This is a genomic window from Devosia limi DSM 17137, from assembly GCF_900128975.1.
Classification (GTDB): Bacteria; Pseudomonadota; Alphaproteobacteria; order Rhizobiales; family Devosiaceae; genus Devosia; species Devosia limi.
In genome coordinates this window covers 61,746-87,838 of the sequence record NZ_FQVC01000014.1, presented here as the reverse complement: position 1 = coordinate 87,838, position 26,093 = coordinate 61,746, and the positions used below count along the sequence as shown (strand labels likewise).

Below are 26,093 nucleotides of genomic sequence, written 5' to 3'. Positions count from 1 at the left end.
GCGTCTTATGGTCTCTCTCAAGCAATTTCGGCAAACCGGGCCGGGCTTCTCCGACCTTCTGCCCTATGCGGGGTTAGTTGACGACGGCGTGCTGCTGCTCAAGGACGGCTCGCTGATGGCAGGCTGGTATTTCGCGGGGCCCGACAGCGAAAGTGCCACCGACATCGAGCGCAATGAAATCTCCCGCCAGATCAATGCGATCCTGGCACGGCTGGGCTCAGGCTGGATGATCCAGGTCGAGGCGTTGCGGATCCCAGCAACTGCCTATGCCAAAGCGAACCAGTCGCATTTTCCCGATCCGATCAGTGCAATGATTGACGATGAGCGTCGCACGCGGTTTGAGGCGGCCGACGGGCACTTCGACAGCCAGCACGCCATTATCTTGACCTATCGCGAGCCCGAGCGCCGAAAATCTGGCCTGGCGCGATACATCTATTCGGACGCACCATCTCGAACCGAACGGTTTGCCGATACCGCGCTGGCCAATTTCAAGACGGCCATCCGCGAGTTTGAGCAGTACATGGCCAATGTCGTTTCAATTCGTCAGATGGTCACGCAGGAGGCTTCAGAACGCGGCGGCACCCGGACCGCCCGATACGACGAGTTGCTGCAATTCATTCGGTTTTGCCTCGTCGGCGAGAGCCACCCGGTTCGCTTGCCCGACGTCCCCATGTATCTCGATTTTCTCGTGTCAGCCGAGTTTCATCATGGCCTGACGCCAGTGATCGATAACCGCCATCTGGCAGTCGTCGCCATTGATGGCTTCCCCGCAGAGAGCTGGCCAGGGATCCTCAACGTCCTCGACACGATGCCGTTGAGTTACCGCTGGTCAAGCCGCTTCATGTTTCTCGATCCCGTCGAGGCGCGGCAAAAACTCGAACGCACCCGCAAGAAGTGGCTGCAAAAGGTCCGACCATTCATGGACCAGTTGTTTCAAACACGGTCCAACAGCATCGACCAGGATGCCGCACTCATGGTGGCCGAAACTGAGGATGCGATTGCCGAGGCCAATTCTCAACTCGTTGCCTATGGCTACTACACGCCGGTCATCGTCCTGTTTGGCGACGACGCTCAGCAATTGCGGACAAAGGCGGAAGCAATCCGGCGCCTCGTGCAATCGGAAGGCTTCGCAGCACGGATTGAGACCCTCAATGCCACGGAGGCATTTCTCGGTAGTTTGCCGGGGAACTGGTACGCCAACATCCGCGAACCCCTGATCAACACGAGAAGCCTAGCCGACCTCATTCCGCTCAATACGGTTTGGGCTGGGAGTTCGGTATGCCCATGCCCCTTCTACCCCGAAGGTTCGCCGCCCTTGATGCAGGTCGCCAGCGGCTCGACGCCGTTCCGCCTCAACCTGCACTCAGGCGATGTTGGGCACACCTTGATATTCGGGCCGACCGGTTCCGGAAAATCAACCTTGTTGGCGCTGATCGCTGCGCAATTTCGCCGATATCAGGCCGCCCAGCTCTTCGCCTTCGACAAAGGAGGCTCGATGCTACCGCTAACTCTGGCCGTGGGCGGTGATCACTATGACGTCGGGGCAGGGGAGGGACTGACATTCTGTCCTTTGTCGTCGCTCGACGATGCTGGTGATCGCGCCTGGGCAGCCGAGTGGCTTGAAACGCTGATTGCGCTGCAGGGTGTCAAAATCACCCCTGATCATCGCAACGCGATTTCTCGCCAACTTGGCCTGATGGCCCAAACGGAGCGCCGCTCGCTGTCCGACTTCGTCTCAGGGGTACAGTTGCGCGAGATCAAGGATGCATTGCTGCACTATACGGTCGACGGCCCGATGGGACACTTGCTCGACGCCGAGCAGGACGGTCTGACGCTCTCGAGTTTCCAGACCTTCGAGATCGAGGCGCTGATGAACTTGGGCGAGCGCAACCTCGTACCCGTTCTGCTTTATCTGTTCCGGCGGATTGAAAAGCGCCTTACCGGTGCGCCAAGCCTTATCATTCTTGATGAAGCTTGGTTGATGCTGGGGCACCCGGTGTTCCGCGATAAAATTCGCGAATGGCTTAAGGTTCTGCGCAAAGCGAACTGCGCCGTGGTGCTGGCGACGCAGTCGATTTCAGACGCTGAACGATCCGGCATCATCGACGTGCTCAAGGAATCTTGCCCCACCAAGATCTGCCTGCCAAACGGCGCGGCTCGCGAGCCCGGCACCCGCGAATTCTATGAGCACATCGGCTTCAACGACCGGCAGATCGAGATCGTCGCCAGCGCAATGCCCAAGCGAGAATATTACGTGGTCTCACCCGACGGCCGGCGCCTGTTCGACATGGCACTCGGGCCCGTGACGCTGAGCTTCGTGGGCGCAAGCGGCAAGGACGATCTTGGGCGCGTCACCGCTTTACATCAGCAATTTGGCGATGACTGGCCAACTCACTGGCTTTCAGAACGAGGGATCAAGCATGCGCTTCAACCGTCCAGTTAGTCTCGCCTTCGGCCTTTTCGTCAGCGCTGCCAGCGCAATGCCGGCTCAAGCTGCTGGACAGCTGGTGGGCGCCACCGAATTCACCCAGATCCTGAACAATGCCGAGCTTGTTGGCCTGGCCGGCCAGTCCGGCATTCAAATCGACAATCAGGTGACCCAGATCGCGCACCAGGTCGAGCAGATTCAAAACCAGCTGCGGATCTACGAAAACATGCTGCAGAACACGCTCAAACTGCCCGACGAGGTTTGGGGTCAAGTTGAAGCGGACCTTGCACAACTTCAGTCGATCGTAGGGCAGGGGGAAGGCATTGCCTTCTCCATGGGGAATGTCGACGACGTCCTCAAGCAGCGTTTTCAAAGCTACAGCGAGTTTCTAGAAAATCCTCTCAATGGCGAGGATTTTTCATCGGCATACCAGAGCTGGTCCGAAACCAATCGGGATACGATCGCAGGGACGCTGCGCGCTGCTAACCTGACGGCCGAACAGTTCTCCTCAGAGGAGGGGACTATGGAGCAACTGCGATCAATGTCCGGGACTGCCGCCGGGCAGATGCAGGCACTGCAAGTCGGCCACCAGATTGCGTCCCAGCAGGTAGCCCAAATGCAGAAGCTGCGGGGTCTTGTTTCCCAACAAATGACGATGATGGGCACCTGGTACCAATCCGAGCAAACGCTGCGCGACAACGCGCAGGCCGAGAACGAGCAATTTTTCGGCGGAAACAGCGGCGTGAGTGTCGGCGACGAATCAGCGTTCAGTCCGGAGTGGTGACATGAAGCAACCGTCGCGCGTCAGGCTTGCGCTCATCATTGTCTTGTTCGTGACTGGCGCCGGGTTCGCATACCTCGCGCTCGCGGTACGACAGGCTCCTGTGGAGACGGCGCAGACTAAAGCGAGCCCATCAGATGGAACGGTCGACACCGTAGTCGGCGATGAAACGCCCTTCACTCCGGAGTGGTGAGCATGAAGCCTTCGTATTTCGCGAGCCTCGTTTTTGTCGGCTCGTTGCTCCTCATCAGCCAAGCGCACGGCCAGACGCCGAACAACGTCGTCGAAACCGTGCAGCAGTCGATCACTACCCAGGCCCGGAACTGGGAAACAGTGCTCATGCAGCACGCGACCAGCCTGTTCTGGATCCTGGCCGTGATCGAGGTCGGCATTGCGGCCGTTTGGCTGGCGATACAGGGCAGCACGCTCGAAAGCTTCTTTTCCGAGCTGGTGCGCCGCATCCTGTTCATCGGCTTCTTTTTGTTTGTCCTGACGAACGGCCCGGACCTGGCAAAAGCAGTGGTCAGCAGCCTGTTTCAGATTGGCTCTGGCTCTGGTGACGTTTCGCCTGCCGCCGTCTTCGATGCGGGAATCGACGTCGCGAACCGCATGACGCAGCAACTTGCATGGTGGAATCCAGGCGATTTCGGCAAGAACGTCATCGTCGGCGTTTGCGCTTTGGCGGTGATCGCAGCCTTTGGCCTGGTCGCCGCTATCCTGCTTGCCGTCATCCTTGAAATGTATGTCGGTCTGCTCGCCGGCATGATCCTGCTCGGCTTCGGTGGCTCATCCTACACCAAGGATTTTGCCATCAAATACCTGATCTACGCCTTCTCCGTCGGCATGAAGATCATGGTGTTGGTGATGGTCGCCGCCATTGGCGCCCGTACCTTGATCGACGTGGCGGCGACTCCTGACATTGACCAGAGCTTTATCGGTCCTGCGTCGATCGCGGGGCTCGCCATCGTCATCGCCTACATTTCAATGCTCCTACCGCCCATGATTTCTGGCGTCATTCAGGGCGTCTCCGTCACCAGCGGCATAGAAGCGGCCCGACCCACGATGAACGGATACCAGTTTGGCGCTGGCGTCGCCGCAATGGGGGCGACGGCCATCGGCGCCGGCGGGAGAGCGGCCGCAGGCGCGTTTGAGAAAGGTGGCTTTACAGGCGCGGCAGCGGCCGGAACGGCCGCTACGGCCTCGACCGCCGTCCGAGGACTAGCCGCTACCGCCTCGGCCATCAAGGACCAGGCGATCGGTGGACCGGGCAGTTTCGGCACCACAACCATGGGACTGGCCAATGCCAAGTTGGCCGCCAGCGACGCGCGTGGGTCTAAACCCGCTTCTTCCGGCCCCAAATCCGGCAAGCCGTAAGGCAGCCCGCAGCATCGAGAATTTCTGATGTCCAAACAACTACCTTCAGACAACCCGTATCTGGCCGCCCGGCTTGAGTGGAACGAGCGTTATGGCGGTTTCGTCAAAGCGGCGAATACCTGGCGCATCGTGGCGATGGTCTCACTGACCATGGCGGTGATCGGAACGAGCTACGCCCTCTACCAGAGCACGCAGGTCAAACTGGTGCCCTACATTGTCGAAGTCGACCGCCTTGGAACGCCAGCATCCGCTGGCTTTCCTGCGCAGATCGATTACGCCGATCCGCGGGTCGTGCGCGCCATGCTCGGTGGTTTCGTGACCAGCTTTAAGTCGATCACGCCCGACGCTGTGGTGCAGAAGCAATACATCGACCGCACCTATGCCCTGCTGCGGACAACCGATCCTTCCACGGAGAAGGTCAACGCCTGGTTTCGGGGCGCCAACCCTTTTGAAAGAGCCAGGACGGCCACGGTCTCGATCGAGATCAACAATGTGGTCGCGCTTTCAAACCAGTCCTACCAGATCGACTGGACCGAATTCGAGCGCGACCGGCAGGGCAAAGAACTCGCCACCCGCCGCTTCCGCGGCATCGCCACCGTGACGCTTTCCCCGCCTCTGGACGAAGCCACGATCCGCCTCAATCCTATCGGGCTCTATGTCCGAGACTTCGATTGGACCGCCCAGCTATGACGATATCTCGATACTCCCATTCGAAGCCATGGCCCGCAATGCCGCTGTTGGTGCTGGCCACTACCTTGTGCACCCTCGGCAGCGTCTCCGCGCAAGACATGAGCGCCAATGAGGCGAAAGGCACCTATCTGTCCGGCGAGTGGCAGGAAGGGCGGGGGGTGGTGACACGTGGGCCTGACGGCAAGGTGGTCTTCCTGTTCGGCGAAGTGCAACCGTCGGTCGTCTGTTCGCCCTTGCAGGTCTGCGATATTGAACTGCAGGCCGGCGAAGTCGTCCGTGACGTTCTCGTCGGCGACAGCGTCCGCTGGAAGGTAGATCCCGCCACCTCGGGAGCTGCCGGTGCGCAAGCAGTCCATTTGATCGTCAAGCCGTCCGAAGCTGGCATTGAAACCTCGATGGTGGTGACCACCTCCCGGCGCACCTACCACGTGCAATTGCGCTCCCATCCCACCGAATACATGGCCCGAGTTGGCTTTGAGTATCCGGACGACGTCGCCGCCAAGCTCGACGAGATCAACGCCCGGATGGAGGCCAGCGTCGTCGACGGGGCAGGGGTCCCGGCCGAGAACCTGGATTTTGGTTTCCGCATTGAGGGGGCCGCGCGCTGGAAACCCAGTCGCATCTATACCGATGGCCTCAAAACCTACATCCAGTTCCCATCAGCTCTCGCTGGCGGCGATGCGCCGGTTTTGTTCGTCATTTCCGGTGGTGAAAATCGCATCGTCAACTACCGGCTGCAGAACAACATGATGGTCGTCGACTATCTAGTCGATCACGCGGTGCTGGTCTCAGGCGTTGGCCGCGAACAACAGAAAATCACCATCAGGCGGGGTAGCTAGAATGAACATCCGGATCAAGTCAGCATTTCGGGTGCTCGGCTTCCTTGCCACAACCCTGCCGCTGGCCGGCTGCCAAACCTTTGGCATTGGTGGGTCCTCCGCACAGATTGCGAGCATCGACAATGCGCTGGTTTCTCCCGAGGCCGCCGGCGTCATTGCCGAGGATCTGGTGGGTCGTTTGGCAGAGGTCGTTGGTCCCGGTACCGGCACAGTCGTGCTGAAGCCGGACGACTCGGCCTTTGCTGTTGCTTTGGAAAAGTCATTGCGAGCGTGGGGCTATGCCGTCGCCATCGATCAAAAGGTGGACGATGCCTCGGCAATTCCCGTGGCATTCATAGTCGACAGCTTCGAAGGCAGCGTCCTGGCACGGCTCTCTACCGCTACCGTCGATCTTGGGCGCGCCTATGCCCTGACCGAAACGGGAGCCACGCCAACAAGTCCCCTCTCGGTCCTGCAGCGCGCATAGGAGGCACTTTTGGCATCGCTCGACATTTCGCCCGCGCCTCGATTGAGCGATGATGCGCCGAAAATCCAGCGCATCAACCGCTTGCCGGTTTTTGTTGGCATCGCCTTGGCTGTCATCTTCCTCGTCGTCATCGTCTATGGCATTTCAACACGCGGTATTTTTGGACCCGCCGACACGAACCTCGATGACGCTAACGGCTTACCGGCGGGCGGCTTTGGCGACCGCCTCAAGGAGGGTATGCCCGACGGCATCATCGAAGCGCCGCGATCTGAACCTGTACGGATTCAGCCTGCACCCGCGGTTCCTGCCCCGGTCGCCAACCCCTTCCAACCCACGCCGGCAAGGGATCCCCTTCCCAGTGGCCCGGTCGTTGGACCTGAAGAGGATTGGAAGGCAGAGCTGCAACGAGAGCAGGAAGAGCAGTTGCTGCGTGAACTACATCGTCAACGCATGGCCAGCGTTCAAGCCAGTCAAGCCGCCTTCGACTCGCCAACCGCGATAAACCTTGGTGCGCTGAACGACCCGCCGCCGGACCCTGGCTCGATTCAGGCCGGGATAGGCAGACCTGATCTAGCAGGTCTCTACGCTGCCGCGATGGCAGGTAGCGATGAAGCGCAGAATGCCGATCCCAATGGTCAAGATGCCAAGGATGCCTTCTTCAATCAGGATCTCAAGGACCTCGGCTACCTGCCCAACCAGGTGATGGCACCAGTATCACCGTTTGAGCTCAAGCGTGGCTCGGTCATCCCAGCAACACTGATCACGGGCATAAATTCCGACCTCCCCGGGCGCATCATCGCCCAGGTCAGCCAGCACGTATTCGACAGTGCGACTGGGCATCACCTACTCATTCCGCAAGGCACGAGGCTATTTGGCCGGTATGACTCGAAGGTAACTTTTGGGCAGCGACGGGCGCTCGTCATTTGGACAGACATCGTCTTTCCCGATGGCGCCACTCTGCAGATCGGCGGCATGGCCGGTACCGATGCGCAGGGTTTTGGCGGCTTTTCCGATCAGGTCGATAACCACTACTTCGAGGTGTTCGGCTCCGCGATCCTCGTTGCCGCAATTGGGGCCGGCATCGACATGGCTCTCCCTGAGGACCAGGGCTCGGCTGACAACAGCGCCACCGACGCTGCACGGCGATCATTTGCGGAAACGTTCAGCGAGGTGGCCGACCGGACGATTGGGCAGAATATGGAGGTTCAGCCGACGCTGGAGATCCGACCGGGATACATATTCAATGTGCTGGTGGACCAGGATCTGGTGTTTCCAAAGGCATATTGAATATTGGACTAACATGTCAGAATATATTGCTCGCAATGCGAAAAACACGGCACATCAATACCTTGACGCACGCGGCAGGATTTTGTTTTTGCGTCTAGCGCAAACGGAGCACCGTCGAGCATGGTCATCCCAAACTGGTTCGGCGATTTCATCCAAGCGATCGAGGTCGCGCAGAATCGCGATGACTTCCTGGCGGCTCTTCAGCAGTTGACCGCTGAGTTGGGGTTTGAGTGGTGCGCTTATCTCGATTCCTATGGCAATGACGTTCGCGGGATCTCGGACTATCCTGATGAATGGATAGCGCACTACCTCAGCAAGGACATGTCGATCATAGACCCGGTGGTCAGGACGGCCAAAGAGCTGGGTACGCCGTTCGAATGGTCGGTCGACCAGATGCCAGTGCGTGTTTCCAAGGTTCAGACCTCGTTTATGGGAGAGGCTGCGGACTTCGGCATTCGCTCTGGGGTCAGCATTCCAATTCCGTGTGGTTATCGTCACACCGCAATGCTGACTTTGGCCTCTTCGAGACTGGCACCCGGCAGCCGCAACATTGCCGATCTCGATGTCACTCGAGACGCCGCCATTTACATGCACGCATTTGCCAAGGTCCGCGCTCAGGCACTTCTTGATGGCCCCGACTTTAAGCTAAGTCCGCAGGAAACAAAGGTTCTGGCCTGGTCAAAGCGAGGTTTTGGCGCGTCCGACATTGCTGAGTTGATGGGTCTCAAGGAACCAAGTGTGCGTTTCCATATGCAGGGCGCGCGTCGCAAATTAGGCGCCAACAACATTCAGCAGGCGATCGGCACTGCCACGGACCATGGGTTGATCTAGCATAGCTCTCTATGCTCAGTGAAACCTGTCGGGATCGATCCTTGGAACGTACCCCAGTCGCTGAACTAGTCTGGCGAGCAGAATTTCTTGTCTGTCCAGTTTTATGGCTGCCGAACCATATGCAGCATTCGCTCGTGCCAGCTGCCATGAGTTTTTCGGCACCAGCCTGGAAAGGCGGTCCAGTTGGTCAAAACGGCGTTGGGCAATGCGGAGATAGTATCGATAGGTCAGCATCGCGGCCAGCGTATCGTGCTCGAGCAGTGGGACACTGGGTTCGGGCGGAGCAATTCCGGGACCTGAAATCAGATTGATGGGCATCGGTTGTATCAAGGTTGGTCCGCGGTACGCCCCCGCAAACATCCTCTAACCCATGATCGGGGAGTTGGAAAATCGATCCAGCCGATTCCTGTGACCTTTAGCACCGGGGCACCTGGACATACGTCACAGGCTCCCCGACCGCATGGTCAAAGGATTGTGGCGCCCTCTCGGCAGGCACCAACCGCTGGATTGAGGTTTCCACACCCCAGGGCCGCGCGTACGGCCCTGCTTTTCGAATAGCATAGAGTAACGACCCACGCCATATTTGGATAAGCACTTCTGTCTCAGAAAGCCAAAGGCGGCCGAGCTTCCTGCACTTTCATCTATGAAAGATTTTGAGCCCGCGAGAGTAATGCGGGCCATCTGCTGGCCGGCGGACGTGCACCCTATTTCGTGCGTCCAAGCCGCCTCAGCGATTTAGCTCCCGCTGTTCTTTCGCTGATACGGCGATGGCAGAAATGAGGTGGCTTGCTGCCGGCCTGCTAACAGTTGCGATTTCAGCAAAGCGGGCTCTGCGGCCCTGCGAGCCTGCCGAAGATGGGTACTTGCTTCTGAATGGTGCTTGGGGCATGTAAGGGACTGTCGTCGGACCCGCACCGCGGGTGGCTTCTCCGGGCGCCCATCCCCCGGTCACCTACCAGATCGTTTGAACATCGATGCAACGGAACGCCTGAAGCGTTCGGCTGCCGGTCAGACTTTCCCGAATTCGGCACTTCAATCTACAAGTCCGATTTCTAGTGTGTGACCGCACCCGTAGGGCCCGACTTGGGCATTGCTGCCGTTTCTTTCAGAGCACCCGTGCATCTCGACCGCCGCAAGAGGCCATCCCGCCCGCGGCTCCACAGATGGACACTAAATGCAAGACTTCCTCCCCCGAATGCGTGCCGAGTGGTTCGGTAATATAAGAGGCGATATTCTCGCCGGCCTTGTCGTTGCCCTAGCCTTGATTCCTGAGGCCATCGCCTTTTCCATTATCGCTGGCGTTGACCCAAAGGTCGGCCTCTACGCCTCATTTTCCATTGCCGTGCTGATCGCCTTTGTCGGTGGTCGTCCCGGAATGATCTCGGCAGCCACTGCCGCGACAGCGGTGCTCATGGTCACGCTCGTGAGAGATCACGGGCTGCAATACTTGCTGGCCGCTACCGTTCTTGCAGGTCTCCTGCAGATTGCCGCCGGTTTCCTCAAACTCGGCTATGTCATGCGGTTCGTTTCGAAATCTGTGATGACCGGCTTCGTCAATGCGCTGGCCATCCTGATCTTCATGGCCCAGCTGCCAGAGCTTACCAATGTCAGCTGGTTGACCTATGCGATGGTCGCCGGTGGGCTCGCCATCATCTACCTTTTCCCGCGCATCACTAAAGCCATCCCATCCCCTCTTGTCTGCATCGTGGTGCTGACCGCTCTCTCGATGTTCCTCGGCATGGACCTGCGCACTGTTGGTGACATGGGGGCACTCCCCGATACGCTGCCCATTTTCCTGATCCCACAAATCCCACTCAATCTCGAAACGCTGATGATCATCCTGCCCTACTCGGCAGCGGTAGCGGTGGTCGGGCTGCTCGAGTCCTTGATGACCGCCCAGATCGTGGACGAGCTCACCGACACCAAGAGTAACCGTAACCAGGAATGCATTGGCCAGGGTATCGCCAACACGGCCACAGGTTTTATCGGCGGCATGGCGGGCTGCGCCATGATCGGTCAGTCGATCATCAACGTGAAATCCGGTGGCCGGGGCCGACTTTCGACCTTTTCTGCCGGCGTTATCCTGCTATTCATGATCCTTGTCCTGGGCGATCTGGTTAGCCAGATACCCATGGCAGCACTGGTGGCCATCATGATCATGGTGTCGATCGGCACCTTTTCCTGGAGCTCGGTCAAGACGCTTGTCACGCATCCGCGAAGCTCATCCATCGTGATGCTCGCGACAGTGATAACCGTGGTCTACACCCATAACCTCGCGACCGGCGTCCTTGTTGGCGTCCTGCTCTCTGCCGTGTTCTTCGCCTGGAAAATCTCCCAGATCTTCCGCATCTCCTCGAGCTTGTCAGCTGATGGCCGCGAGCGGACCTATACGGTCGAGGGCCAAGTGTTCTTCGCTTCAGCCGAGGATTTCACAGACGCCTTCGACTTCAAAGAAGCGCTCGAAAAGGTCACCATCGACGTCACGCACGCCCATATCTGGGACATCTCCAGTGTCCAGGCGCTCGACATGGTCATTCTCAAGTTCCGTCGCGAAGGCGCCGAAGTGAACCTGGTCGGCATGAACGAAGCCAGCGAGACCATCGTCGATCGGCTCGCCATCCATGACAAACCAGGGGCGCTCGAACGCCTCATGGGCCATTAGGAGGAACCCAGATGACCAAACTCATCGCTTTCATCGACGGCTCGGCATACGCACAAAGCGTTCTCGACCACACAGCTTGGGCCGCGACAACCCTGGCCGCCAATGTGGACGTGGTCCATGTGATTGGTCGTCGCGATCTATCCAGCACACCGTTCGACTTGTCGGGCAATCTGGAGCTAGGAGCCCGATCCAGCCTTCTGAACGAGCTGGCTGATCACGATGCACAGCGCGCCAAGTTGGCGCAGCAACGTGGTCGCCTTATCGTCGACGCGGGCGTTCAGCGTCTTCTTGAAGCGGGGGCACCGGCAGCGGTCGGCAAGTTGCGAAACGGCGATATCGTCGAGGCCGTGCAGGAACTCGAAAAAGAGGCTGACCTGATCCTGATCGGAAAGCGCGGGGAGGCAGCGGATTTTGCCAAGCTGCACCTCGGCTCCAATCTGGAGCGTGTCGTGAGGACTAGCACAAAACCCATTTTGGTGGCATCGCGGGCATTCCAGCCGATCCAGCGTTTTCTGATCGCGTTCGACGGTGGCCCCAGCGTGATGAAGGCAATCAATCATATTGCCACTGGCAAGTTGTTTGCCGGTCTTGAAGGCCACCTCGTCACAGCGGGTCGGGACACGCCAGAGGCTCGGGGCAAGCTGGAAAGCGCCGCCAATGTCCTGCGAAATGCCGGTTACACGGTCCATATCCATATCGAGGATGGCGAGCCGGAAAAGGTTATCGCCACCCATGCCGAAGCGGATCACATCGATTTGCTGATCATGGGCGCCTATGGGCACTCTCGCATCCGCAGCTTGTTCATAGGCAGTACTACCGCCGAGATGATGCGTTCGGTCAAACGCCCGGTCATGCTGTTCCGCTGATCATTGCGCTGGCCGCCGTCCCGGCCAGCCAATCTCGTCATTCAAGGGAGTGAAATGATGTCCATGCCTTTGAAGCGCATCCTCCTCATAGACGGCGCCCACTGTGATCGGCTCCGGAAAGTGCTCGGTACCAGCATCGACTTCACAGCATTGGTATCCATGCTGGCACAAGAGGGTCCGATAACATTGGCGCATTACCATCGCGACTTGCGTGATGCCGAGGAGGCCGACCGGCAACAACGCCTTCTCGATTGGTTGTCACACCACGGGTTCGATATTTTCGGCGACGACTACAGCGAAACTGAGGACCTGCCAAAGGAGCGCTACGGCACCAATCTCGTCGGTTTGGCGATTGATGCCTTGGACATGGCCGCCCCAGGAGACGAGGTTCTGCTTGTCGCCGGCGATGTCAAACTCGTCCCGCTTGTTGAACAACTGATTGAGCGCGGGGTCGCTGTCACACTCGTATCGACCCTGCACGGACCAACATCGATCTCACCGCATGATCTTCTTGTCTCCGAGTGCTCCCGTTTGATCGACCTGCACGATCATCGGGACGCCATTGCACGGGCATGACCCATTGCGGAACCATAGCGAGATCTTTTGACAATCCTCCAGCCAATCTTGGTGGAAGCCGAATGACCAACTCTCCCGATGCCGGACGCCACTTCGAACAGCGCATCCGCAATGAACTGGATGAGCTCATGACGTTGTCCGAAGAGACAGCAAAAGATCGGGCGCCAGTACAGCTGGACCAGCAAAGCGTTGGCCGTCTGTCGCGAATGGACGCGATCCAGGGCCAGGCTCTTGCCCAGGCATCCGATCAGCGTCGTCAGGCACGAAAGGTCGCCTTGGAAATGGCGCTTCGACGCCTCGAAGCGGGCGAGTTCGGAGACTGTGTCGACTGCGGTGAACCGATATCGCCCAAGCGCCTTGAGATCGACCCTGCGGCTGCCTTATGCATAACCTCCGCCCAAAGCAGCGCCTAGCCTTGCTTCCGCGTCGCGTCGGCTCATTCTTTCGGCCCGCTCTCCACATCCTTATCTTCTCACCGGCGCCGCTGGGAAAGTCTTATTTTGTCCGTCATCGTTCCATCCAAATCGCCGCCGCTGTCCGAGTTGACGGGGCGCCAGCTCCAATGGATTGCGGGGGGCGCCATGATGACCTTGGCAACCATGCCCGGGCAAACCAACTTCATCGCCCAGTTCAATACCGCGCTTCGGACCGAATTCGGCCTGAGCCATGGCGAATTCGGAGGCTATTACACGCTGGCTACCCTCGCGAGTGCAAGCGTGTTGGTATTCGCAGGCGTCCTTGCTGACCGACTGCCCGCTCGACGTCTTGCCATCATCTGCATGCTTGGTCTGGCAGCTACCGCACTCTTCATGGCAGGCGCAGGGCACGTGGCCATATTGGTGATCGCCTTGGCGCTCCTGAGGTTTTTTGGACAAGGCATGCTGAGCCACGTCGCCATGACTACCATGTCCCGCTGGTTCAACCGCTTCCGTGGCCGGGCTCTTTCCTTTGCCGGCCTGGGATACACGATCGGCGACGCCTTTCTGCCCTTTGTCCTGACGGTCTCGATCTTGGCTTTTGGCTGGCGAAATGTGTGGGCGGGTGCCGCTGCCGTATTGGTCGGCCTCGTCATCCCTGCCATCTGGTTTTTGTTGCGTGATCCACCCGAGGGTCGAAAAGGTCGGCCCGTCATTGCCAATCCCGATGGCATGACAACGCTGGAGCCAACTGGCCTCCAGTGGACCAGAGCGCGCGTTTTGCGCGATCCTCTGTTCTACGTGCTGCTACCAGGGATCATGGCGCCGCCCGCCATTGGTACCCTCTACATTTTTCACCAAGCCCATCTGACCGAGGCGAAGGGCTGGGACCTCACGACTTTTACGGCCCTGTTCCCGTTCTTGTCATTGTCGGTTGCGGTGTCATCGATTTTCGCCGGCTTTATGGTGGACCGTTTCGGCTCATGGCGTTTGATGCCGTTCGTCCTGCTACCCCTAGCGACAGCCAGTCTGGTCTTGGGCGTTGCGCAGCCGATCTGGTCGATGCCTTTCGTGTTCATTGGCATCGGTCTCACTCAAGGCATGATGAACCCGGTGGTCGGCGCCCTTTGGGTTGAGCTCTATGGAACGGCGCATATTGGAGCTATTCGCTCGATAGCGACAGCCGCTCTGGTCGCCGCATCTGCACTCGGACCGGGGATAGCCGGCTTGCTCATAGACCGAGGAGCCGTGCTGCCGGTGCAGACTTTCGGATACGCCGCATACTGCTTTCTTGGCTCTCTGGCTTACCTGACACTGCAAGGTGCAATGGCGCGGCGGGCATCAGGCTTACAACAGCCTGCAGAATGAAGGCCCCACGGCAGCTGTCGGGATCTTGTTGAAGGAGTGCCAATGGGGTCGATAGCTGCCCACAACAATGCGCCCTATACGACCGGCCGGGCGTAACAAAAAGCTCTGTTCCATAAGCGAAATTACGCGAACAACCGCATGAAACTGTTTGCTGTTTGAAAATAATCGGCAGGTCGCTTTGGTTCCTAGCACGAGGCGCGCATGGACTCAGACTTCCAATGTCCAAACCAATCCGTCACGACCGTAGCGCCCGGCTTAAAAACAGGCATTTTCCTTGGAGTCGCCCATCCACCGCATGGCGGGGGTAGTCTCCGCAATCGCCACCGCGAGCTGATCATCCATCATGTTCAAGCACCCGCCGCTGGGGATAGGCGAAACGATCACACTAAAGTTGTCCATGGGCAACGGGCCCGTGCCTTGGGGACTATTGAGAGTAGACCAGCCCCCGAACGCTCATCCATTGTTCCAACTCGGCTTTGGTCCGTTCCATCCTCGTCCGTTCGTCCTCGGATGAGCTTTGGGCATGATGCTTGAGCCAGCTATGGCATCCGAACAGCATGGTCGACACCGTTGCAGACTGATCAAAAGCCTCCAGGCCACCACCGAGTTCGTCAAGTTGGTCACGCCAGCGGATAATGGCGGTTGCATGATTGGCGGGCATGAGCGGCTTCGTTGGATAGTATTGAAGCCTCGACATAAGGCGACTCCGCGCGGGTGGCTAGAACGCCAAAGCCACACCGGACCAGCAACCCAATGGAGCTGACCGCTTAACTGGGTGCGTTGTAAGCCATCGCCAAAGGGAGATTGAACAAGCGCGTCCACGCCACCGATGCGGCCCGTTGGATCTGCAAGATGTTGGTCGAACCTGTCCACCATGCGTTTCCCGTTGCAACGACGATGTCAGGTTGCATCAAGGCAGAGTGCAGTACGGGCCAAACGAGCAGTTGTTCGTAGCAGAGCAGGATCGCGATACGGCGACCGTCCAAGTCAACAACGGCATCGTGGAAGAGGGTCGCTTCCGCTCCCTGGTTGGTCCAGGGCTGCCACATCGACACAGGCACCGGCATGCGTTGCCGATACAATTCATCCGAGCCCTCGGAAGTCACGGTGATCATGAGATTTTCGTAGCCTTTGTTTTGCAGAACGACGCCGCCTCCGAGCACGGTCACAGGCACGCCAGCAAGGTAGGCTCTCCAAAGTGCCTCGGTGGTCGGGGTCCAAATCCCTAGGGCGCTTTCGGGCAAAACGACAACGCTTGCACCATCGGCAGCGGCGGTCTTCACAAGTGCGATCGTCGCGAGTTGCTGCTCATGGTCGGCATATTGCTCCCTCATCGCAAGGAAGTCGGTATCAAGGCCAGTCCATCCGGGTGGGCTCTCCGGTTCCACCCAGAGAACTGATGCGGCGACCGAAAGTACGCCAACGGCAACAAAGGCGGGCCATCGATACTTCGTTGTGGCGGCCATCAAGGTGACCATTGTCATAGCGAGGCCCAACCAACCCCATCCAGGGAAGACAATTCCTGCGGCTGTGAGCGGGTTCGCCCACCCCACAATGCCGAGGGGCGGAAGCGACATCAGAGCATTGGCGATGAGATATCGGATCGGTACTCGCCATCCATTTTGTGACGTCCAGCAGGCCGAATGCACGGCTGCAAATCCCAGCGAAGCTCCGACCCAGAGCATGAGGCCCATCAGAAGATCGCTGTCGAAGAAAATGGCCACGCCTTCTGGCAGACCGCGAGAGGCAGCGAGAAAATAGGCTGCAGCGACGAGAGCCGCCCCAATGTGGGAGCCTGCCAAGCTCCATAGCGCCGGAAACGCCAATGCTAGGGGCAAGGTCGTGGGATTGCCGCTCCATCCAAGCAGGCCGAGCAGTGCAGCTGCCGTTGCCAGAGAGGCTAGGCGAGAAGCCCTATTGCGAGAAGACCAGAACCGGATGAGCCAGCCCAAGAATGCCCGAAGCCGGAAGCGGCCCAAAGTAACGGGAATCATAGGAACCACCAAAGTCGGAGTGGAGAAAAACGAAACCGGGTGGAACGGTACCCCCGGGAAACTTGGGAAGGATCCTCCCCTCTGCATCCGCAAGCCGGACCATCGCATTCGGCAATAGAGCGCCGTCGATGGTCACATTTTGTGTGACGTTGACCTCCTGGCCAGCGACGGCGACAACGGTCTTGATCAACGGCCCTAGGCCGCTTGGGCACATCCCCCTCAGCAAATAGCCGCGCTCAAAGCCGAGCTCGAAGGCGGCGGCGTCCGGTGGGCAGATGAACACACGATCCCCGACGGCTGCCTCTCGATCCAGCGGTTCAATCCGCCAAATCCCAACGGGGTAGCTAGATGTAAGGTTGAGACGGAATCCGCCCCAAAGGCCAGCACACGCTATGGCGACGACAAGGGCCGCGCCCATAGTCAACGCTCTGATCGCGAACTCTCGCTGCCGCATGGTCACAACCCACGCGTTACGGTGCGTTGCTGCTCAAGTGCCCGACGTTCCTTGACCGCCTGTTCAGTCTTTTCGTGTGCGGCGACTTTTTGGGCCGCCCGCATTAGAGGCCAGGCCGTGGCCAAGTTCTCTCGTTCGCTCGCTTTGAGACCCGTTGCCATAGCGTTGAAGGCTGCTCCATCGGCCCGGCTTGCATTGTTGCCCAGAAAAGCGCGATCCCCGAAGCGTTCGGCAACGGCCGCGTTGAAGGCGTCAATCTCGGCCTTGGCCATTTTACTGGCGAGGACAAAGCCGAGAGCCGACGGGAGGTCGTTGCGGTCGATGGCGTCGCGAACCTTGTCTAAGACGGCAACTGCCTCAGACGAAAGGGCCGGGATGTCGACGCGAACACGTGCGCGCGCCTTCTGCTCCTCGGCTTCGATCCGGACAGTGGCAGCGGCCCGCGTCCGTAGGTATCGATCAACTTCGAGCCGTATCGTTGGTCCACTGCGCTCGGCATTGGCGCGATCTGCCTTTTCTTGTCGCGAGGCCAGTAGGCCTGTCTTACCCTTGAGCGTTCCGTATGCGGCGGGCCGTTGTTCGAGCGTTGCCAGAACGGCCTTGCGGTGCTCCGGATCTTTGATCACCGCCTCGAACTTCATGGCGGCGAGCGCTGCTGTTGGATCGGCATAGATAGAGCGGAACCGATCCGAGATTTCCTCCCACTGACGCTTGCAGGCCGGGTCGGCCAGCAGGCGTTCATCGACCACATCGGCAACGGTTTTGGCAAAGCTGCCTACGCCCGGGATCATGGGCTCACTCCTTACTTCGGGGGCGGATGGCGGCGCTTTGATGAGACCGAGATGCGCACCCAGGCTGATCAATCGCCCCGTGAGCTTTTCCAGCCGCGCCTTCTGCCGGAGGACCCAGCGATGGCGATCGGAGATCAGGGTCCGGGCAACGCGGACGGCATGCATGCCGCGCCTGGTGGCGTAGTGGAGCGCCGCGGGATAGAGCCGGCTGGCGCCATAGTCGAGGGTGGTTTCCTTGGCATTGCGCTGCCCAAGAACCTTAGTCAGCCCGCCGACTTTGTCGAAGGATCGGCTGCCATAGTAGAGCGCCACGTCTTCTCGATGCCGGGTCATGGCGACATAGGTCAGGTGTTTATCGAGCGAAAGGGTGGCCAGTACTTTGACCCGATCGACGGTCGCGCCCTGGCTTTTATGGATCGTGGTGGCATAGCCATGATCGATATTGCGGTAGAAGCGCTGCTCGATCTCAACCCGGTGGCGGGTCTCAGTGGGGCCATCGCCAATTTCGGCAACGATATGACCCTGGCCTGCCTCCACAACCCGGGCGATCATGCCGTTTTTGACTCCCAGTGATCCTTCGTTTTTGAGGAAGACAATCTGGTCACCGGCCGCAAAGCGGCGCTCGCCGTCTTCCGTCCGGAAGGCATGCCCGAGCTCGATCAATCCTCGTTCCATGAGCTTACCGCGCGCCAGCTCGTTGAGTTGCCGCACGTCACGGCGGAGATGCGCGAGGATAAGCGTCGATTTCGCCGGATCGTGATCCCGGCTCCAATCGGCGATGAGATTGGCGATGGCATCTGCCTTGAGGGCCGACCCGAGCACCCGGCCCCGGTCGGCATAAGTGGCGATCGCCTCGCGAACATTGCCACGCGCCAGATCGAGGGATGCGTCACCCATCCATTGCTGCTTCTGGCGGTAGATGTTTTCCAGTTCCGCATAGCCGATACGATCGACAAGGGCGCGGAACGCGGCCCCGGCTTCAATCGGCTGCAGCTGCTCGGGGTCGCCGACCAGGACCAGTTTCGACCCGGCCGCCGACACCGCCGCCACGAATTCGGCCATCTGCCGCGAGGACACCATGCCCGCTTCGTCCAGTACGAACACCGTACGCTCATCGAGCAGGTCTCGACCCTTGCTCCAGCGCAATTGCCATGACGACAAGGTTCGGCTTTCAATGCCGGCTTCTTTCTCCAGCCCTTCAGCCGCCTTTCCCGCCAGCGCCGCGCCAACGACGCGATAGCCCCCCGCCTCCCAAACCTCGCGCGCCGCAGTCATCATCGTGGTCTTGCCCGCACCGGCGCGACCAACAACTGCTGCGATACATTCGCGACTGGCGACACGTTCGATTGCGGAGCGCTGCTCGCCCGAAAGCCTGCTGTTCCGATCAAAGACTGATTGGATGACGCGGCGATCGACCTCAAAGCCGTGTCTGCCGGCAAGCCGTATGGCCTCATCGGCCATATCCGTTTCGATCCGGATCATTGCCCTCGTCGTGTGGCGCGATCGTAGGGTTTCGCCGGTGTCGAGATCGATGCGCTCGCGCTCCAGCCGCACGATTTCGGGGTCCTCAAGGATGCGTGCCATGACGGCTGCGAAGGTGCCTGCATCGTCGATATAGCGATGCACCACCTTGGCGAGGTCCCGCTCGTCAAAGACGCTTTTCTCCCTGCTGACCATGTCGAGCACAATCGCCGGATTGCGTTCAATCTTGCGCGCAGATTTCTGTCTCTGTGCTTCGAACAGACGCAGGCGCTCGAGCTCGGCGTCCCGGCCGTCACGTTCGGCCTGACGCTGAATCGCCTTGGCGGCGACACCGATATGGCTGGTTGGCGCAATGTCGATGTCACGTTCAGAGTAAGAACGGCCATCGACCCTGACATCATGGCCATGGAGCGCCAGGTGCTGGTTCTGACAATCGTACCAGGCCTGCCTAAGGGCAAGGAAGTCATCCTTGTCACCGGCCCAAAGGCGATAGACGATCTGGCCGGACGGGGTCCGGACCACCGCGCCATCCGCGCCGATCACCGGGACTTTCTTGGCGCCAAAGCCGTCCTCTGTCAGCGGCCGCAAGCTGGTCATCAAGTGGACGTGGGGATTGCCAGGAACGTCGTGATAGACCCAGTCCGCAACGATACCTCTCGCCAGGATTTGCTCGGCGACAAAGGCGCGCATCATCGAGATGTTTTGTTCGGTCGCCAGCTCGATCGGCAACGCCAGAATGAACTCTTTGGCCAGTTGGGCATCTGGACGCTTCTCAAAAATCTCAACTTTGTTCCAGAACGCCTCCGCCGCCCCTGCAACAGAGCGATCGGCGATCAACGTCCTCGCCCAAGCAGGTCCGTCGGGCGGCAGCACAAACGCTTCGTGCACCATGCCAGCCTTGCGCGAGTAGTCGATCACTCGGCCTTCGCCCTCATGCTCCATACGCGCACAATGCCGATAGGCAGCGGCCGCGACCGCGCTCCGGCCGGAGCCGCGACTGATGAGCTGGGGCGTGAAATGGGTGATGGCCAAGGCAGCGGAGCTTCCGGAGTTGAAGGATCGGTGTTCACCCGAAATGGTCCTTGCCTTCCGGCGGAGCCCGCAACGTTGCCACGCAACGTATTACTGCGCCCTTGGAGCCATTCCTTCGGAACGGCGGGATAATCGCAAAAGAAGTCGGCGCTGCCGACCTATCGGATTTGATAGGGTGCGCACTGGCTTGCATGCGGGGAAGATCATGTCGTACTTCGGGGCATTTTCGGTCCAAGGGGAAACGACACGTGAAAAAGCCCGTCATCAAACTCCGCGACGAAATCGCCAGGCTGCAGGAGCAGCTCAAGCAGGCGGAAACCAAAGAGGCCGGACGCATCGGACGCATCGCGCTCAGGGCCGGGCTCGGCGACGTCGAGGTCGAAGACAGCGACCTCATCAAAGCCTTCGAAGAACTCTCAGCTCGGTTTCGGAAGGCCACCGGGGCGAAGGAGGCCGCTCCTGGCGCGCCTCAGGGCAACACTCGGACGGACTGAGCGGATGATGCAATTGGCCAGGACCGACGACCGGAAAAAAGACACCAGAGAAAAAATCCAACTGGGCGGCCTCATCGCTAAGGCGGGGCTGCGCTACGAAAAGCGGGCGTTGCTGCTTGGCCTGTTGCTCGAGGCCAAACGCAAGTTGGCCGGCAATGCGCCTGAGCGCGCGCGCCTCCTTGCCATCGGAGAAGAGGCCTTCCGCCATGACGCTCAAGAAGCTGACTTCGGTGTTGATGCCCATCCTGCTGATGACCACGACCGTCTGGATGCTGACAGGGATCGAGCAGCGGATGGCAGGTCTAGGGACGACATCTAGCGCGCAGATGCTACTCGGCAAGCTCGGCATAGCCCTGCCCTATGCGACAGCTGCCGGCTTGGGCGTTGTTATCTTGTTTGCGTCGGCCGGCTCGACGGCGATCCGCTATGTCGGCGGTGGGGTTGCCAGCGGCGCAACGGTCGCGGTCGCGGTCGCCGTGTGGCGTGAACTTGCGCGACTCTCCAGCTTCGCAGACCAGGTACCGTTTAATGCGGTTCTCGGCTTTGTCGATCCATCGACAACGATGGGCGCGATGCTCGCCCTTGGTGCCGGATTGTTTGGGCTCCGCGTCGTCTCGCGCGGCAACCGGGCCTTTTCCGCCAAGGCGCCGAAGCGGATAGAAGGACGACGCGCCATTCACGGATCCTCCAACTGGATGAGCCAAGCCGAAACCAAAAGGCTGTTCCCCAGTATGGGCGGCGTTGTCATCGGGGAACGCTGTCGCGTTGACCAGGATGTTGTCGCCGAGCGGGCGTTCCGCGCCGATGACAAGGAAAGTTGGGGCGTAGGCGGTACGTCGCCGCTCCTGTGCTTTGACTGTGCCTTCGGTTCAACCCACGGCATCGCCTTTGCGGGATCGGGCGGGTTCAAGACAACCTCGGTGACGATCCCGACCGCCCTCAAATGGGGGCATGGTCTGGTGATACTCGACCCGTCCAACGAGGTCGCGCCGATGGTCCGCGAGCACCGGCGCGCCGCACAGCGCACGGTCGTTGCCCTCGATCCATCCAGTCCCGAAATTGGCTTTAACGCCCTCGACTGGATCGGTCGCTTTAGTGGCAGCAAGGAAGAGGACATTGCCGCCGTCGCGTCCTGGATCATCACCGAGGCGCCGCGCGCAGGTTCGGCGCGCGATGATTTCTTCCGGGGTGCGGCGCTGCAACTGCTCACGGCTTTGATCGCCGATGTGTGCCTGTCAGGTCATGTCGATCCGGCAGAACAAACCCTGCGGCGGGTCCGCGCCAATATGGCTGAGCCCGAACCCAAACTACGGCAACGGCTGCAAGCCATCTACGACAGTTCCGGCTCGACCTTCGTCAAGGAGAACGTCGCGCCCTTCATCAACATGACGCCCGAGACCTTTTCGGGCGTCTACGCTTCAGCCGCCAAGGAAACCCACTGGCTGAGTTACGAGAACTACGCGGCGCTCGTTTCGGGCAACACCTTTTCCACCGACGACCTCGCCGCCGGCACGACCGACATTTTCATCAATCTCGACCTCAAGACTTTGGAGAACCATCCGGGCCTCGCCCGGGTAATCATCGGCGCCTTGATGAACGCCATCTATAATCGCAACGGCAAGATCGAGGGTCGGACACTGTTCCTACTTGATGAAGTGGCGCGGCTCGGCTTTATGCGCATTCTCGAAACTGCCCGCGATGCCGGCCGCAAGTATGGCATCACGCTGGTGCTGCTGTTTCAGTCCATCGGGCAGATGCGCGAGGCCTACGGCGGCCGTGACGCGACGAGCAAATGGTTTGAAAGCGCGTCCTGGATGTCGTTTGCGGCGATCAATGACCCAGAGACGGCAGACTACATTTCCAAACGGTGCGGCGATACCACGGTCGAGGTCAGCCAGGTCAGCACCAGCACAAAATCGTCTGGATCGTCTCGCACCCGCTCCAGGCAATTATCGAGACGTCCTCTCATCCTGCCGCATGAAGTGCTGCAGATGCGTGCCGACGAGCAGATCGTGTTCACAGCGGGCAATCCACCAATCCGCTGTGGGCGCGCCATCTGGTTCCGGCGTGCGGACATGAAATCCGTGGTAAGCAAAAACCGTTTCCATCATGAGGAGTGACCAATGACCACGACGACCGAGATCGCCGACAAGATCGCCGCTGAGCAAAGCCTCACCAAGGCCCAAGCCAAAGCCATCGTTGAAGCCGTATTCGCGGAAATTGCCGCAGCAGCGACATCGGGGGCCGAAACCAGCATTCCCGGTTTCGGTAAGTTCAAGGTCAAGGACACGCCGGCGCGCGAGGGTCGTAATCCCTCGACGGGCGCCGCGATCAAGATTGCGGCCTCCAAGAAGCTGAGCTTTACGCCGGCCAAGGCGATCAAGGATGCGCTCAACGGCTGATCGGCGGCCGCCGCATCCATCACCAAAATGAATCGATGCCGATCCAGTGATTCAAACCAATCATTGGACGGCGGATTCGGGCTGCGCGATTCTGCTCGGCATGATCGCGCAGCAATATCAGCTCTATATCGAACGCCGGGACCCGGACCGTAACATGGCGCGCTTCTACGCGCTGTCGATTGAGGAAACGCTGTTCGGTCAAGCCCGGCTCATCCGTCGCTGGGGCCGGATCGGAACCATCGGGCGCACAGTTCAGCACTCCTTCGATGACGAGGGTGAGGCTGTGGGACTCTTCCTTGAGCTATTGCGGGCCAAAAGGCTCCGCGGCTATCAGCCGAGGCGGGTCTCTCGATCGGTTCCAAACTCTGTGACAGCCGTTCCTCGATCCTGACGTGGGTGACGACGCTAAGTAGACATTGAGCCGTCACAGGCTAGGCGCAGTGGAGCTAGTGCCTTGTGGTGGCCTTCTGCGCGTTGCCGGGTTCTACGTTTCGATTTTGACGGAGTTCGACCAGTCTTGTCTCAGCGCTACGGCGTTCCGCGACGGTCAGGTGGCTGTGACAGAGTTCGGCGCGCAGCTCTTCGATTTCGTCGATGAAGGCCAAGGTGTTTCTCCCGCAGTGGATAAAAGGATCAAGGCCCCGCCAGTGGACGGGGCCTCGATGCGGATCAGTCGCGGTTGCCGTTGGGCCGGGACCAGATGAGCTGTAGGCCTTCCTGCCCTTCGACCTCGATTAGGGTGGCGTAGATCGGGTTGGGGAAGCTCGGATCGTCCAGCTTGACCGAGAGGTAGTCGCGTTCGGTTTCCTTGGCCGTCTTCTGCCAGGCTGCACCGAGTTCGACTGCGCCCGAGAAGATGCGGAACTGCGGGCCCTTGTCGGAAGGGTTTTCGACCCGCTCGATGCGCGCCTTGACGTTGAGGTTGAGGGTCTTGATCGTGCCGGTGAAACCGTTGGCGCTGGAGGTGAAGGTGCCGATGGTAGCCATTTGTCGTCTCCGTAAGTTTGTCGGGTCGCGCCCATCGCGACCTCGATGGCTGTCGACAGACCGGGGGCGATCGACCCGCACCTCGAAGAGGCCGGAACAAAGTGGAGGGCGGCCGGGAGCAGCATTCTTGCTTCGCGAGGAATGAGCGCGCAGCGATCAGGGGAAGAAAGTTGCGGACGGCGGTTGCGGGGATAAGATCGAGGCGTCGCCGTTTCGGCGACGACGTCATTCGGTCAGACATGCCAAATCGAGGACGTGATCTGGGCGTGAGCTTGAAGACCCGCCCGGAGGTGACATTGGCTGGTGTCGGTCTGGCACTTTCATCTGGGGTGACGGTGCGGCGCGATCCGTTGCCCGACCTCGTCAGCCTCGCTTCGAGCGCTGGCGCCCACGACGCGACCAGCCCCCATTCTGGTTTCTCAGCACGGACCCGGTAAAGGCTGTGCAGACGACCACGAGCCCAGCCTGCAACCTTCGGTGTGACACAGACGATAACGACCGCCCCCCGGATGCACCCTGCCAACGGTTCGTAGTCAGGGCAGGATGATGACCGTCCGCCGTTGGCGCTCCATTCAGCATCCAACACACACGAGGCCCTTCTCACACAGGAGGGGGCGATCTTGGGTCCGACTTCGCCATGGGCGGGCTATCAGCGCCCAGGCGGTGGATTACACGTCCGCCAGGAGCAAGAGGGCGCGCAGAGGGACCGGGGGCCCGTGACCGTCCCCGCCGTCGACAGGCTCATGATCATCAGGCAGCACTGCGATCTTCAGAGATCGCCGGTTGAAGGCCGTGCAGGAAGGCGACTGCACGCTGCGCATGGGCAGCGGCCGAGAAGATCGCCCGCTTGTCGTCGACGAGGACCTTGAGCCAGGAGGCCAGGTAGCTGGCATGATCGGCCCGGGGCTCGAGCTCTGGCGCGATGCCAAGATCAGCGCAGAGAAAGCAGCTCCCGAGCTCGGCGATCAGTTCCTCACGCGCCCGCTCGCTGCGGTCCTTGGCATAGCGGCTGAGATCGCGTCCGACCCGTCGAGAATCTGCAGTCCAGTGGACGGCTTCATGGCTGAGGACGGCGACATATGAGGCGGCGTCGCGGAAGGTCTCGAATTGCGGCATCTGAATTATGTCGAGCGAGGGGGCGTAATAGGCCTGTGAGCCGCCGTGCCGGATCACGGCGCCGGTACTGGCGAAGAAGCGATCGGCATACTCGATGCGCGCGACTGGATCGCGCACGGGTTCTGTCTTCGGCCCGTAATATTGGTCCGGCAAGCCGTCGATCTGCGCGACATTGAAGACCGTATACGCCTTCAGGAACGGGATCTCCCGATCGAATTCCTCACCGGCGGCGTCTGTCTCTGTCTTGGTGAAGCGGCTGGCAAAAACGACCATCGAGCCGGTTTCGCCCTTGCGGACGGCGCCGCCGAGCTCAAGCGCCTGCTTGAACGTCATCCACATCGGGTTGATGAAGCCGCGGGCGAGGGCCTCAGACCACAGCAGCAGCACGTTCATGCCGCTATAGGGCAGGCCGTTATGCCGTATGGGCCGCGTCACCCGGCCCACGGCATTCGACGCACGCCACGGCTGCATCCATGGGCGAACGCCCTTCTCCATATCCGCCACGATGCGGTCGGTGATCCGCGCATAGATGTCGATGCGCGGTCCTTTCTCTTTCATGCTCATTTTCATGAACCTCCGGTTCTGGAGGCTGCGCCGATCGCGGCCCCGTCACGGGGTCCGCCAGGGCGGAGCAGGAAGGCGGACAGCGCACCCCCATGGGCCGCAGCGCAGCGGAGGACGGCGAAGCCGTTGCGCTGATAGCCTGGCTCCGCCAGGACCACCGGCAGGACGGGGGCGGGAGCAGGCGAGAGACAAA

At 60.0% G+C, this 26,093-nt stretch carries 26 protein-coding genes, 1 pseudogene and 1 other annotated feature; of the genes and pseudogenes, 18 read left to right on the top strand and 9 right to left on the bottom strand.

The window, feature by feature from the left end; genetic code table 11:
- Positions 1–7: 7 nt before the first annotated feature.
- From BUA69_RS18015 to BUA69_RS17975, 8 genes are all read left to right on the top strand, one after another.
- The gene (locus BUA69_RS18015; protein WP_046133973.1) at positions 8–2,443 is read left to right on the top strand and encodes a conjugal transfer protein TrbE; all 2,436 of its coding nucleotides are present in this window, start codon (positions 8–10) and stop codon (positions 2,441–2,443) included.
- Positions 2,421–3,212 carry a P-type conjugative transfer protein TrbJ gene (gene trbJ / locus BUA69_RS18010; RefSeq protein ID WP_046133972.1) on the top strand — a complete coding sequence of 264 codons (792 nt, stop codon included), beginning with the start codon at positions 2,421–2,423 and terminating at the stop codon, positions 3,210–3,212. Before BUA69_RS18015 ends, trbJ begins: the two co-directional genes overlap by 23 nt.
- 192 nt (positions 3,213–3,404) lie before the next feature.
- Complete coding sequence (gene trbL / locus BUA69_RS18000) at positions 3,405–4,583, top strand: P-type conjugative transfer protein TrbL (protein ID WP_052950375.1); 1,179 nt, start codon at positions 3,405–3,407, stop codon at positions 4,581–4,583.
- Between the two features lie 27 nt (positions 4,584–4,610).
- A complete protein-coding gene (trbF, locus tag BUA69_RS17995; protein WP_046133970.1) occupies positions 4,611–5,273 on the top strand; it encodes a conjugal transfer protein TrbF in 663 nt (220 codons plus the stop codon).
- Positions 5,274–5,311: 38 nt separating this feature from the next.
- Positions 5,312–6,112, top strand: coding sequence for a P-type conjugative transfer protein TrbG (gene trbG / locus BUA69_RS17990; protein ID WP_046133969.1), 801 nt, complete (start codon positions 5,312–5,314; stop codon positions 6,110–6,112).
- Position 6,113: 1 nt separating this feature from the next.
- Entirely contained in the window at positions 6,114–6,578 is a 465-nt protein-coding gene (gene trbH / locus BUA69_RS17985) for a conjugal transfer protein TrbH (RefSeq protein ID WP_046133968.1), read from the top strand.
- Between the two features lie 9 nt (positions 6,579–6,587).
- Positions 6,588–7,865, top strand: a complete 1,278-nt coding sequence (gene trbI, locus BUA69_RS17980; RefSeq protein ID WP_072866619.1) for an IncP-type conjugal transfer protein TrbI — start codon at positions 6,588–6,590, stop codon at positions 7,863–7,865.
- Between the two features lie 120 nt (positions 7,866–7,985).
- Positions 7,986–8,696: a helix-turn-helix transcriptional regulator gene (locus BUA69_RS17975; protein ID WP_046133967.1), complete on the top strand. Its 711-nt coding sequence runs from the start codon at positions 7,986–7,988 to the stop codon at positions 8,694–8,696.
- A gap of 15 nt (positions 8,697–8,711) precedes the next feature.
- On the opposite strand, the gene BUA69_RS17970 is transcribed toward BUA69_RS17975, so the two are convergent.
- The gene (locus BUA69_RS17970) at positions 8,712–9,014 is read right to left on the bottom strand and encodes a transcriptional repressor TraM (RefSeq protein WP_072866618.1); all 303 of its coding nucleotides are present in this window, start codon (positions 9,012–9,014) and stop codon (positions 8,712–8,714) included.
- A 584-nt stretch (positions 9,015–9,598) separates the two neighbouring features.
- Positions 9,599–9,650: a sequence feature (sul1 is cis-regulatory element that is thought to sense ions involved in sulfur or methionine metabolism; They are found in Alphaproteobacteria), on the top strand.
- A 220-nt stretch (positions 9,651–9,870) separates the two neighbouring features.
- Here BUA69_RS17970 and BUA69_RS17965 point away from each other — a divergent pair.
- The 5 genes from BUA69_RS17965 (at position 9,871) to BUA69_RS17945 (ending at position 14,584) form a co-directional block, all read left to right on the top strand.
- Positions 9,871–11,358 (top strand): SulP family inorganic anion transporter, encoded by a 1,488-nt coding sequence (locus tag BUA69_RS17965; protein ID WP_046133966.1) that lies wholly within the window; start codon positions 9,871–9,873, stop codon positions 11,356–11,358.
- Positions 11,359–11,369: 11 nt separating this feature from the next.
- Positions 11,370–12,224, top strand: a complete 855-nt coding sequence (locus BUA69_RS17960) for a universal stress protein (RefSeq protein WP_046133965.1) — start codon at positions 11,370–11,372, stop codon at positions 12,222–12,224.
- A gap of 57 nt (positions 12,225–12,281) precedes the next feature.
- Positions 12,282–12,800 (top strand): NYN domain-containing protein, encoded by a 519-nt coding sequence (locus BUA69_RS17955; protein WP_046133964.1) that lies wholly within the window; start codon positions 12,282–12,284, stop codon positions 12,798–12,800.
- Positions 12,801–12,862: 62 nt separating this feature from the next.
- Positions 12,863–13,213, top strand: a complete 351-nt coding sequence (locus tag BUA69_RS17950; RefSeq protein ID WP_046133963.1) for a TraR/DksA family transcriptional regulator — start codon at positions 12,863–12,865, stop codon at positions 13,211–13,213.
- Positions 13,214–13,300: 87 nt separating this feature from the next.
- Entirely contained in the window at positions 13,301–14,584 is a 1,284-nt protein-coding gene (locus BUA69_RS17945) for an MFS transporter (protein WP_201777431.1), read from the top strand.
- Between the two features lie 424 nt (positions 14,585–15,008).
- On the opposite strand, the gene BUA69_RS17940 is transcribed toward BUA69_RS17945, so the two are convergent.
- From BUA69_RS17940 to traA, 4 genes are all read right to left on the bottom strand, one after another.
- Positions 15,009–15,281 (bottom strand): hypothetical protein, encoded by a 273-nt coding sequence (locus BUA69_RS17940; protein ID WP_046133962.1) that lies wholly within the window; start codon positions 15,279–15,281, stop codon positions 15,009–15,011.
- 70 nt (positions 15,282–15,351) lie between these two features.
- Positions 15,352–16,536: a conjugal transfer protein TraB gene (locus BUA69_RS17935; protein WP_342019983.1), complete on the bottom strand. Its 1,185-nt coding sequence runs from the start codon at positions 16,534–16,536 to the stop codon at positions 15,352–15,354.
- A complete protein-coding gene (gene traF, locus BUA69_RS17930) occupies positions 16,499–16,996 on the bottom strand; it encodes a conjugative transfer signal peptidase TraF (RefSeq protein WP_244468690.1) in 498 nt (165 codons plus the stop codon). The genes BUA69_RS17935 and traF overlap by 38 nt, the downstream gene beginning before the upstream one ends.
- Positions 16,997–17,034: 38 nt before the next feature.
- Positions 17,035–20,337 carry a Ti-type conjugative transfer relaxase TraA gene (traA, locus tag BUA69_RS17925; protein WP_046133960.1) on the bottom strand — a complete coding sequence of 1,101 codons (3,303 nt, stop codon included), beginning with the start codon at positions 20,335–20,337 and terminating at the stop codon, positions 17,035–17,037.
- A gap of 248 nt (positions 20,338–20,585) precedes the next feature.
- On the opposite strand from traA, the gene BUA69_RS17920 reads away from it, so the two are divergent.
- From BUA69_RS17920 to BUA69_RS17905, 4 genes and pseudogenes are all read left to right on the top strand, one after another.
- On the top strand, positions 20,586–20,831 hold the full coding sequence (locus BUA69_RS17920; protein ID WP_035085935.1) for a TraC family protein: 246 nt from the start codon (positions 20,586–20,588) through the stop codon (positions 20,829–20,831).
- 4 nt (positions 20,832–20,835) lie between these two features.
- Positions 20,836–21,048, top strand: a pseudogene (gene traD / locus BUA69_RS20655) (conjugal transfer protein TraD); the annotation flags it as partial.
- Positions 21,038–22,951 (top strand): Ti-type conjugative transfer system protein TraG, encoded by a 1,914-nt coding sequence (gene traG, locus BUA69_RS17910; protein ID WP_035085934.1) that lies wholly within the window; start codon positions 21,038–21,040, stop codon positions 22,949–22,951. The pseudogene traD and the gene traG, both read left to right, overlap by 11 nt.
- Before the next feature lie 3 nt (positions 22,952–22,954).
- Positions 22,955–23,233, top strand: a complete 279-nt coding sequence (locus BUA69_RS17905; protein ID WP_035085933.1) for an HU family DNA-binding protein — start codon at positions 22,955–22,957, stop codon at positions 23,231–23,233.
- A gap of 19 nt (positions 23,234–23,252) precedes the next feature.
- Here BUA69_RS17905 and BUA69_RS21345 read toward each other — a convergent pair whose 3' ends face one another.
- Complete coding sequence (locus tag BUA69_RS21345) at positions 23,253–23,435, bottom strand: hypothetical protein (RefSeq protein ID WP_244446360.1); 183 nt, start codon at positions 23,433–23,435, stop codon at positions 23,253–23,255.
- Between BUA69_RS21345 and BUA69_RS17900 the strand changes: the two genes are divergently transcribed.
- On the top strand, positions 23,388–23,624 hold the full coding sequence (locus BUA69_RS17900) for a WGR domain-containing protein (protein WP_244446359.1): 237 nt from the start codon (positions 23,388–23,390) through the stop codon (positions 23,622–23,624). The genes BUA69_RS21345 and BUA69_RS17900 overlap by 48 nt on opposite strands.
- A 55-nt stretch (positions 23,625–23,679) precedes the next feature.
- Here the strand turns inward: BUA69_RS17900 and BUA69_RS21085 are convergent, their stop codons facing one another.
- The 3 genes from BUA69_RS21085 to BUA69_RS17890 form a co-directional block, all read right to left on the bottom strand.
- Complete coding sequence (locus tag BUA69_RS21085) at positions 23,680–23,838, bottom strand: hypothetical protein (RefSeq protein ID WP_160194728.1); 159 nt, start codon at positions 23,836–23,838, stop codon at positions 23,680–23,682.
- A 64-nt stretch (positions 23,839–23,902) separates the two neighbouring features.
- Positions 23,903–24,220 carry a DUF736 domain-containing protein gene (locus BUA69_RS17895; protein ID WP_035085932.1) on the bottom strand — a complete coding sequence of 106 codons (318 nt, stop codon included), beginning with the start codon at positions 24,218–24,220 and terminating at the stop codon, positions 23,903–23,905.
- A 750-nt stretch (positions 24,221–24,970) separates the two neighbouring features.
- A complete protein-coding gene (locus BUA69_RS17890) occupies positions 24,971–25,900 on the bottom strand; it encodes an ArdC family protein (RefSeq protein ID WP_046133959.1) in 930 nt (309 codons plus the stop codon).
- Positions 25,901–26,093: the final 193 nt, after the last annotated feature.

What these genes read in the sequence shown, in the direction of transcription:
- BUA69_RS18015 (WP_046133973.1), top strand. Translation starts at nt 8, where the DNA reads ATGGTCTCTCTCAAGCAATTTCGGCAAACCGGGCCGGGCTTCTCCGAC.
- trbJ (WP_046133972.1), top strand. Translation starts at nt 2,421, where the DNA reads ATGCGCTTCAACCGTCCAGTTAGTCTCGCCTTCGGCCTTTTCGTCAGC.
- trbL (WP_052950375.1), top strand. Translation starts at nt 3,405, where the DNA reads ATGAAGCCTTCGTATTTCGCGAGCCTCGTTTTTGTCGGCTCGTTGCTC.
- trbF (WP_046133970.1), top strand. Translation starts at nt 4,611, where the DNA reads ATGTCCAAACAACTACCTTCAGACAACCCGTATCTGGCCGCCCGGCTT.
- trbG (WP_046133969.1), top strand. Translation starts at nt 5,312, where the DNA reads ATGCCGCTGTTGGTGCTGGCCACTACCTTGTGCACCCTCGGCAGCGTC.
- trbH (WP_046133968.1), top strand. Translation starts at nt 6,114, where the DNA reads ATGAACATCCGGATCAAGTCAGCATTTCGGGTGCTCGGCTTCCTTGCC.
- BUA69_RS17975 (WP_046133967.1), top strand. Translation starts at nt 7,986, where the DNA reads ATGGTCATCCCAAACTGGTTCGGCGATTTCATCCAAGCGATCGAGGTC.
- BUA69_RS17970 (WP_072866618.1), bottom strand. Translation starts at nt 9,014, where the DNA reads ATGCCCATCAATCTGATTTCAGGTCCCGGAATTGCTCCGCCCGAACCC.
- BUA69_RS17965 (WP_046133966.1), top strand. Translation starts at nt 9,871, where the DNA reads ATGCAAGACTTCCTCCCCCGAATGCGTGCCGAGTGGTTCGGTAATATA.
- BUA69_RS17960 (WP_046133965.1), top strand. Translation starts at nt 11,370, where the DNA reads ATGACCAAACTCATCGCTTTCATCGACGGCTCGGCATACGCACAAAGC.
- BUA69_RS17955 (WP_046133964.1), top strand. Translation starts at nt 12,282, where the DNA reads ATGTCCATGCCTTTGAAGCGCATCCTCCTCATAGACGGCGCCCACTGT.
- BUA69_RS17950 (WP_046133963.1), top strand. Translation starts at nt 12,863, where the DNA reads ATGACCAACTCTCCCGATGCCGGACGCCACTTCGAACAGCGCATCCGC.
- BUA69_RS17940 (WP_046133962.1), bottom strand. Translation starts at nt 15,281, where the DNA reads ATGTCGAGGCTTCAATACTATCCAACGAAGCCGCTCATGCCCGCCAAT.
- traF (WP_244468690.1), bottom strand. Translation starts at nt 16,996, where the DNA reads ATGGGCGCGGCCCTTGTCGTCGCCATAGCGTGTGCTGGCCTTTGGGGC.
- traG (WP_035085934.1), top strand. Translation starts at nt 21,038, where the DNA reads ATGACGCTCAAGAAGCTGACTTCGGTGTTGATGCCCATCCTGCTGATG.
- BUA69_RS17905 (WP_035085933.1), top strand. Translation starts at nt 22,955, where the DNA reads ATGACCACGACGACCGAGATCGCCGACAAGATCGCCGCTGAGCAAAGC.
- BUA69_RS17900 (WP_244446359.1), top strand. Translation starts at nt 23,388, where the DNA reads ATGGCGCGCTTCTACGCGCTGTCGATTGAGGAAACGCTGTTCGGTCAA.
- BUA69_RS17895 (WP_035085932.1), bottom strand. Translation starts at nt 24,220, where the DNA reads ATGGCTACCATCGGCACCTTCACCTCCAGCGCCAACGGTTTCACCGGC.
- BUA69_RS17890 (WP_046133959.1), bottom strand. Translation starts at nt 25,900, where the DNA reads ATGAGCATGAAAGAGAAAGGACCGCGCATCGACATCTATGCGCGGATC.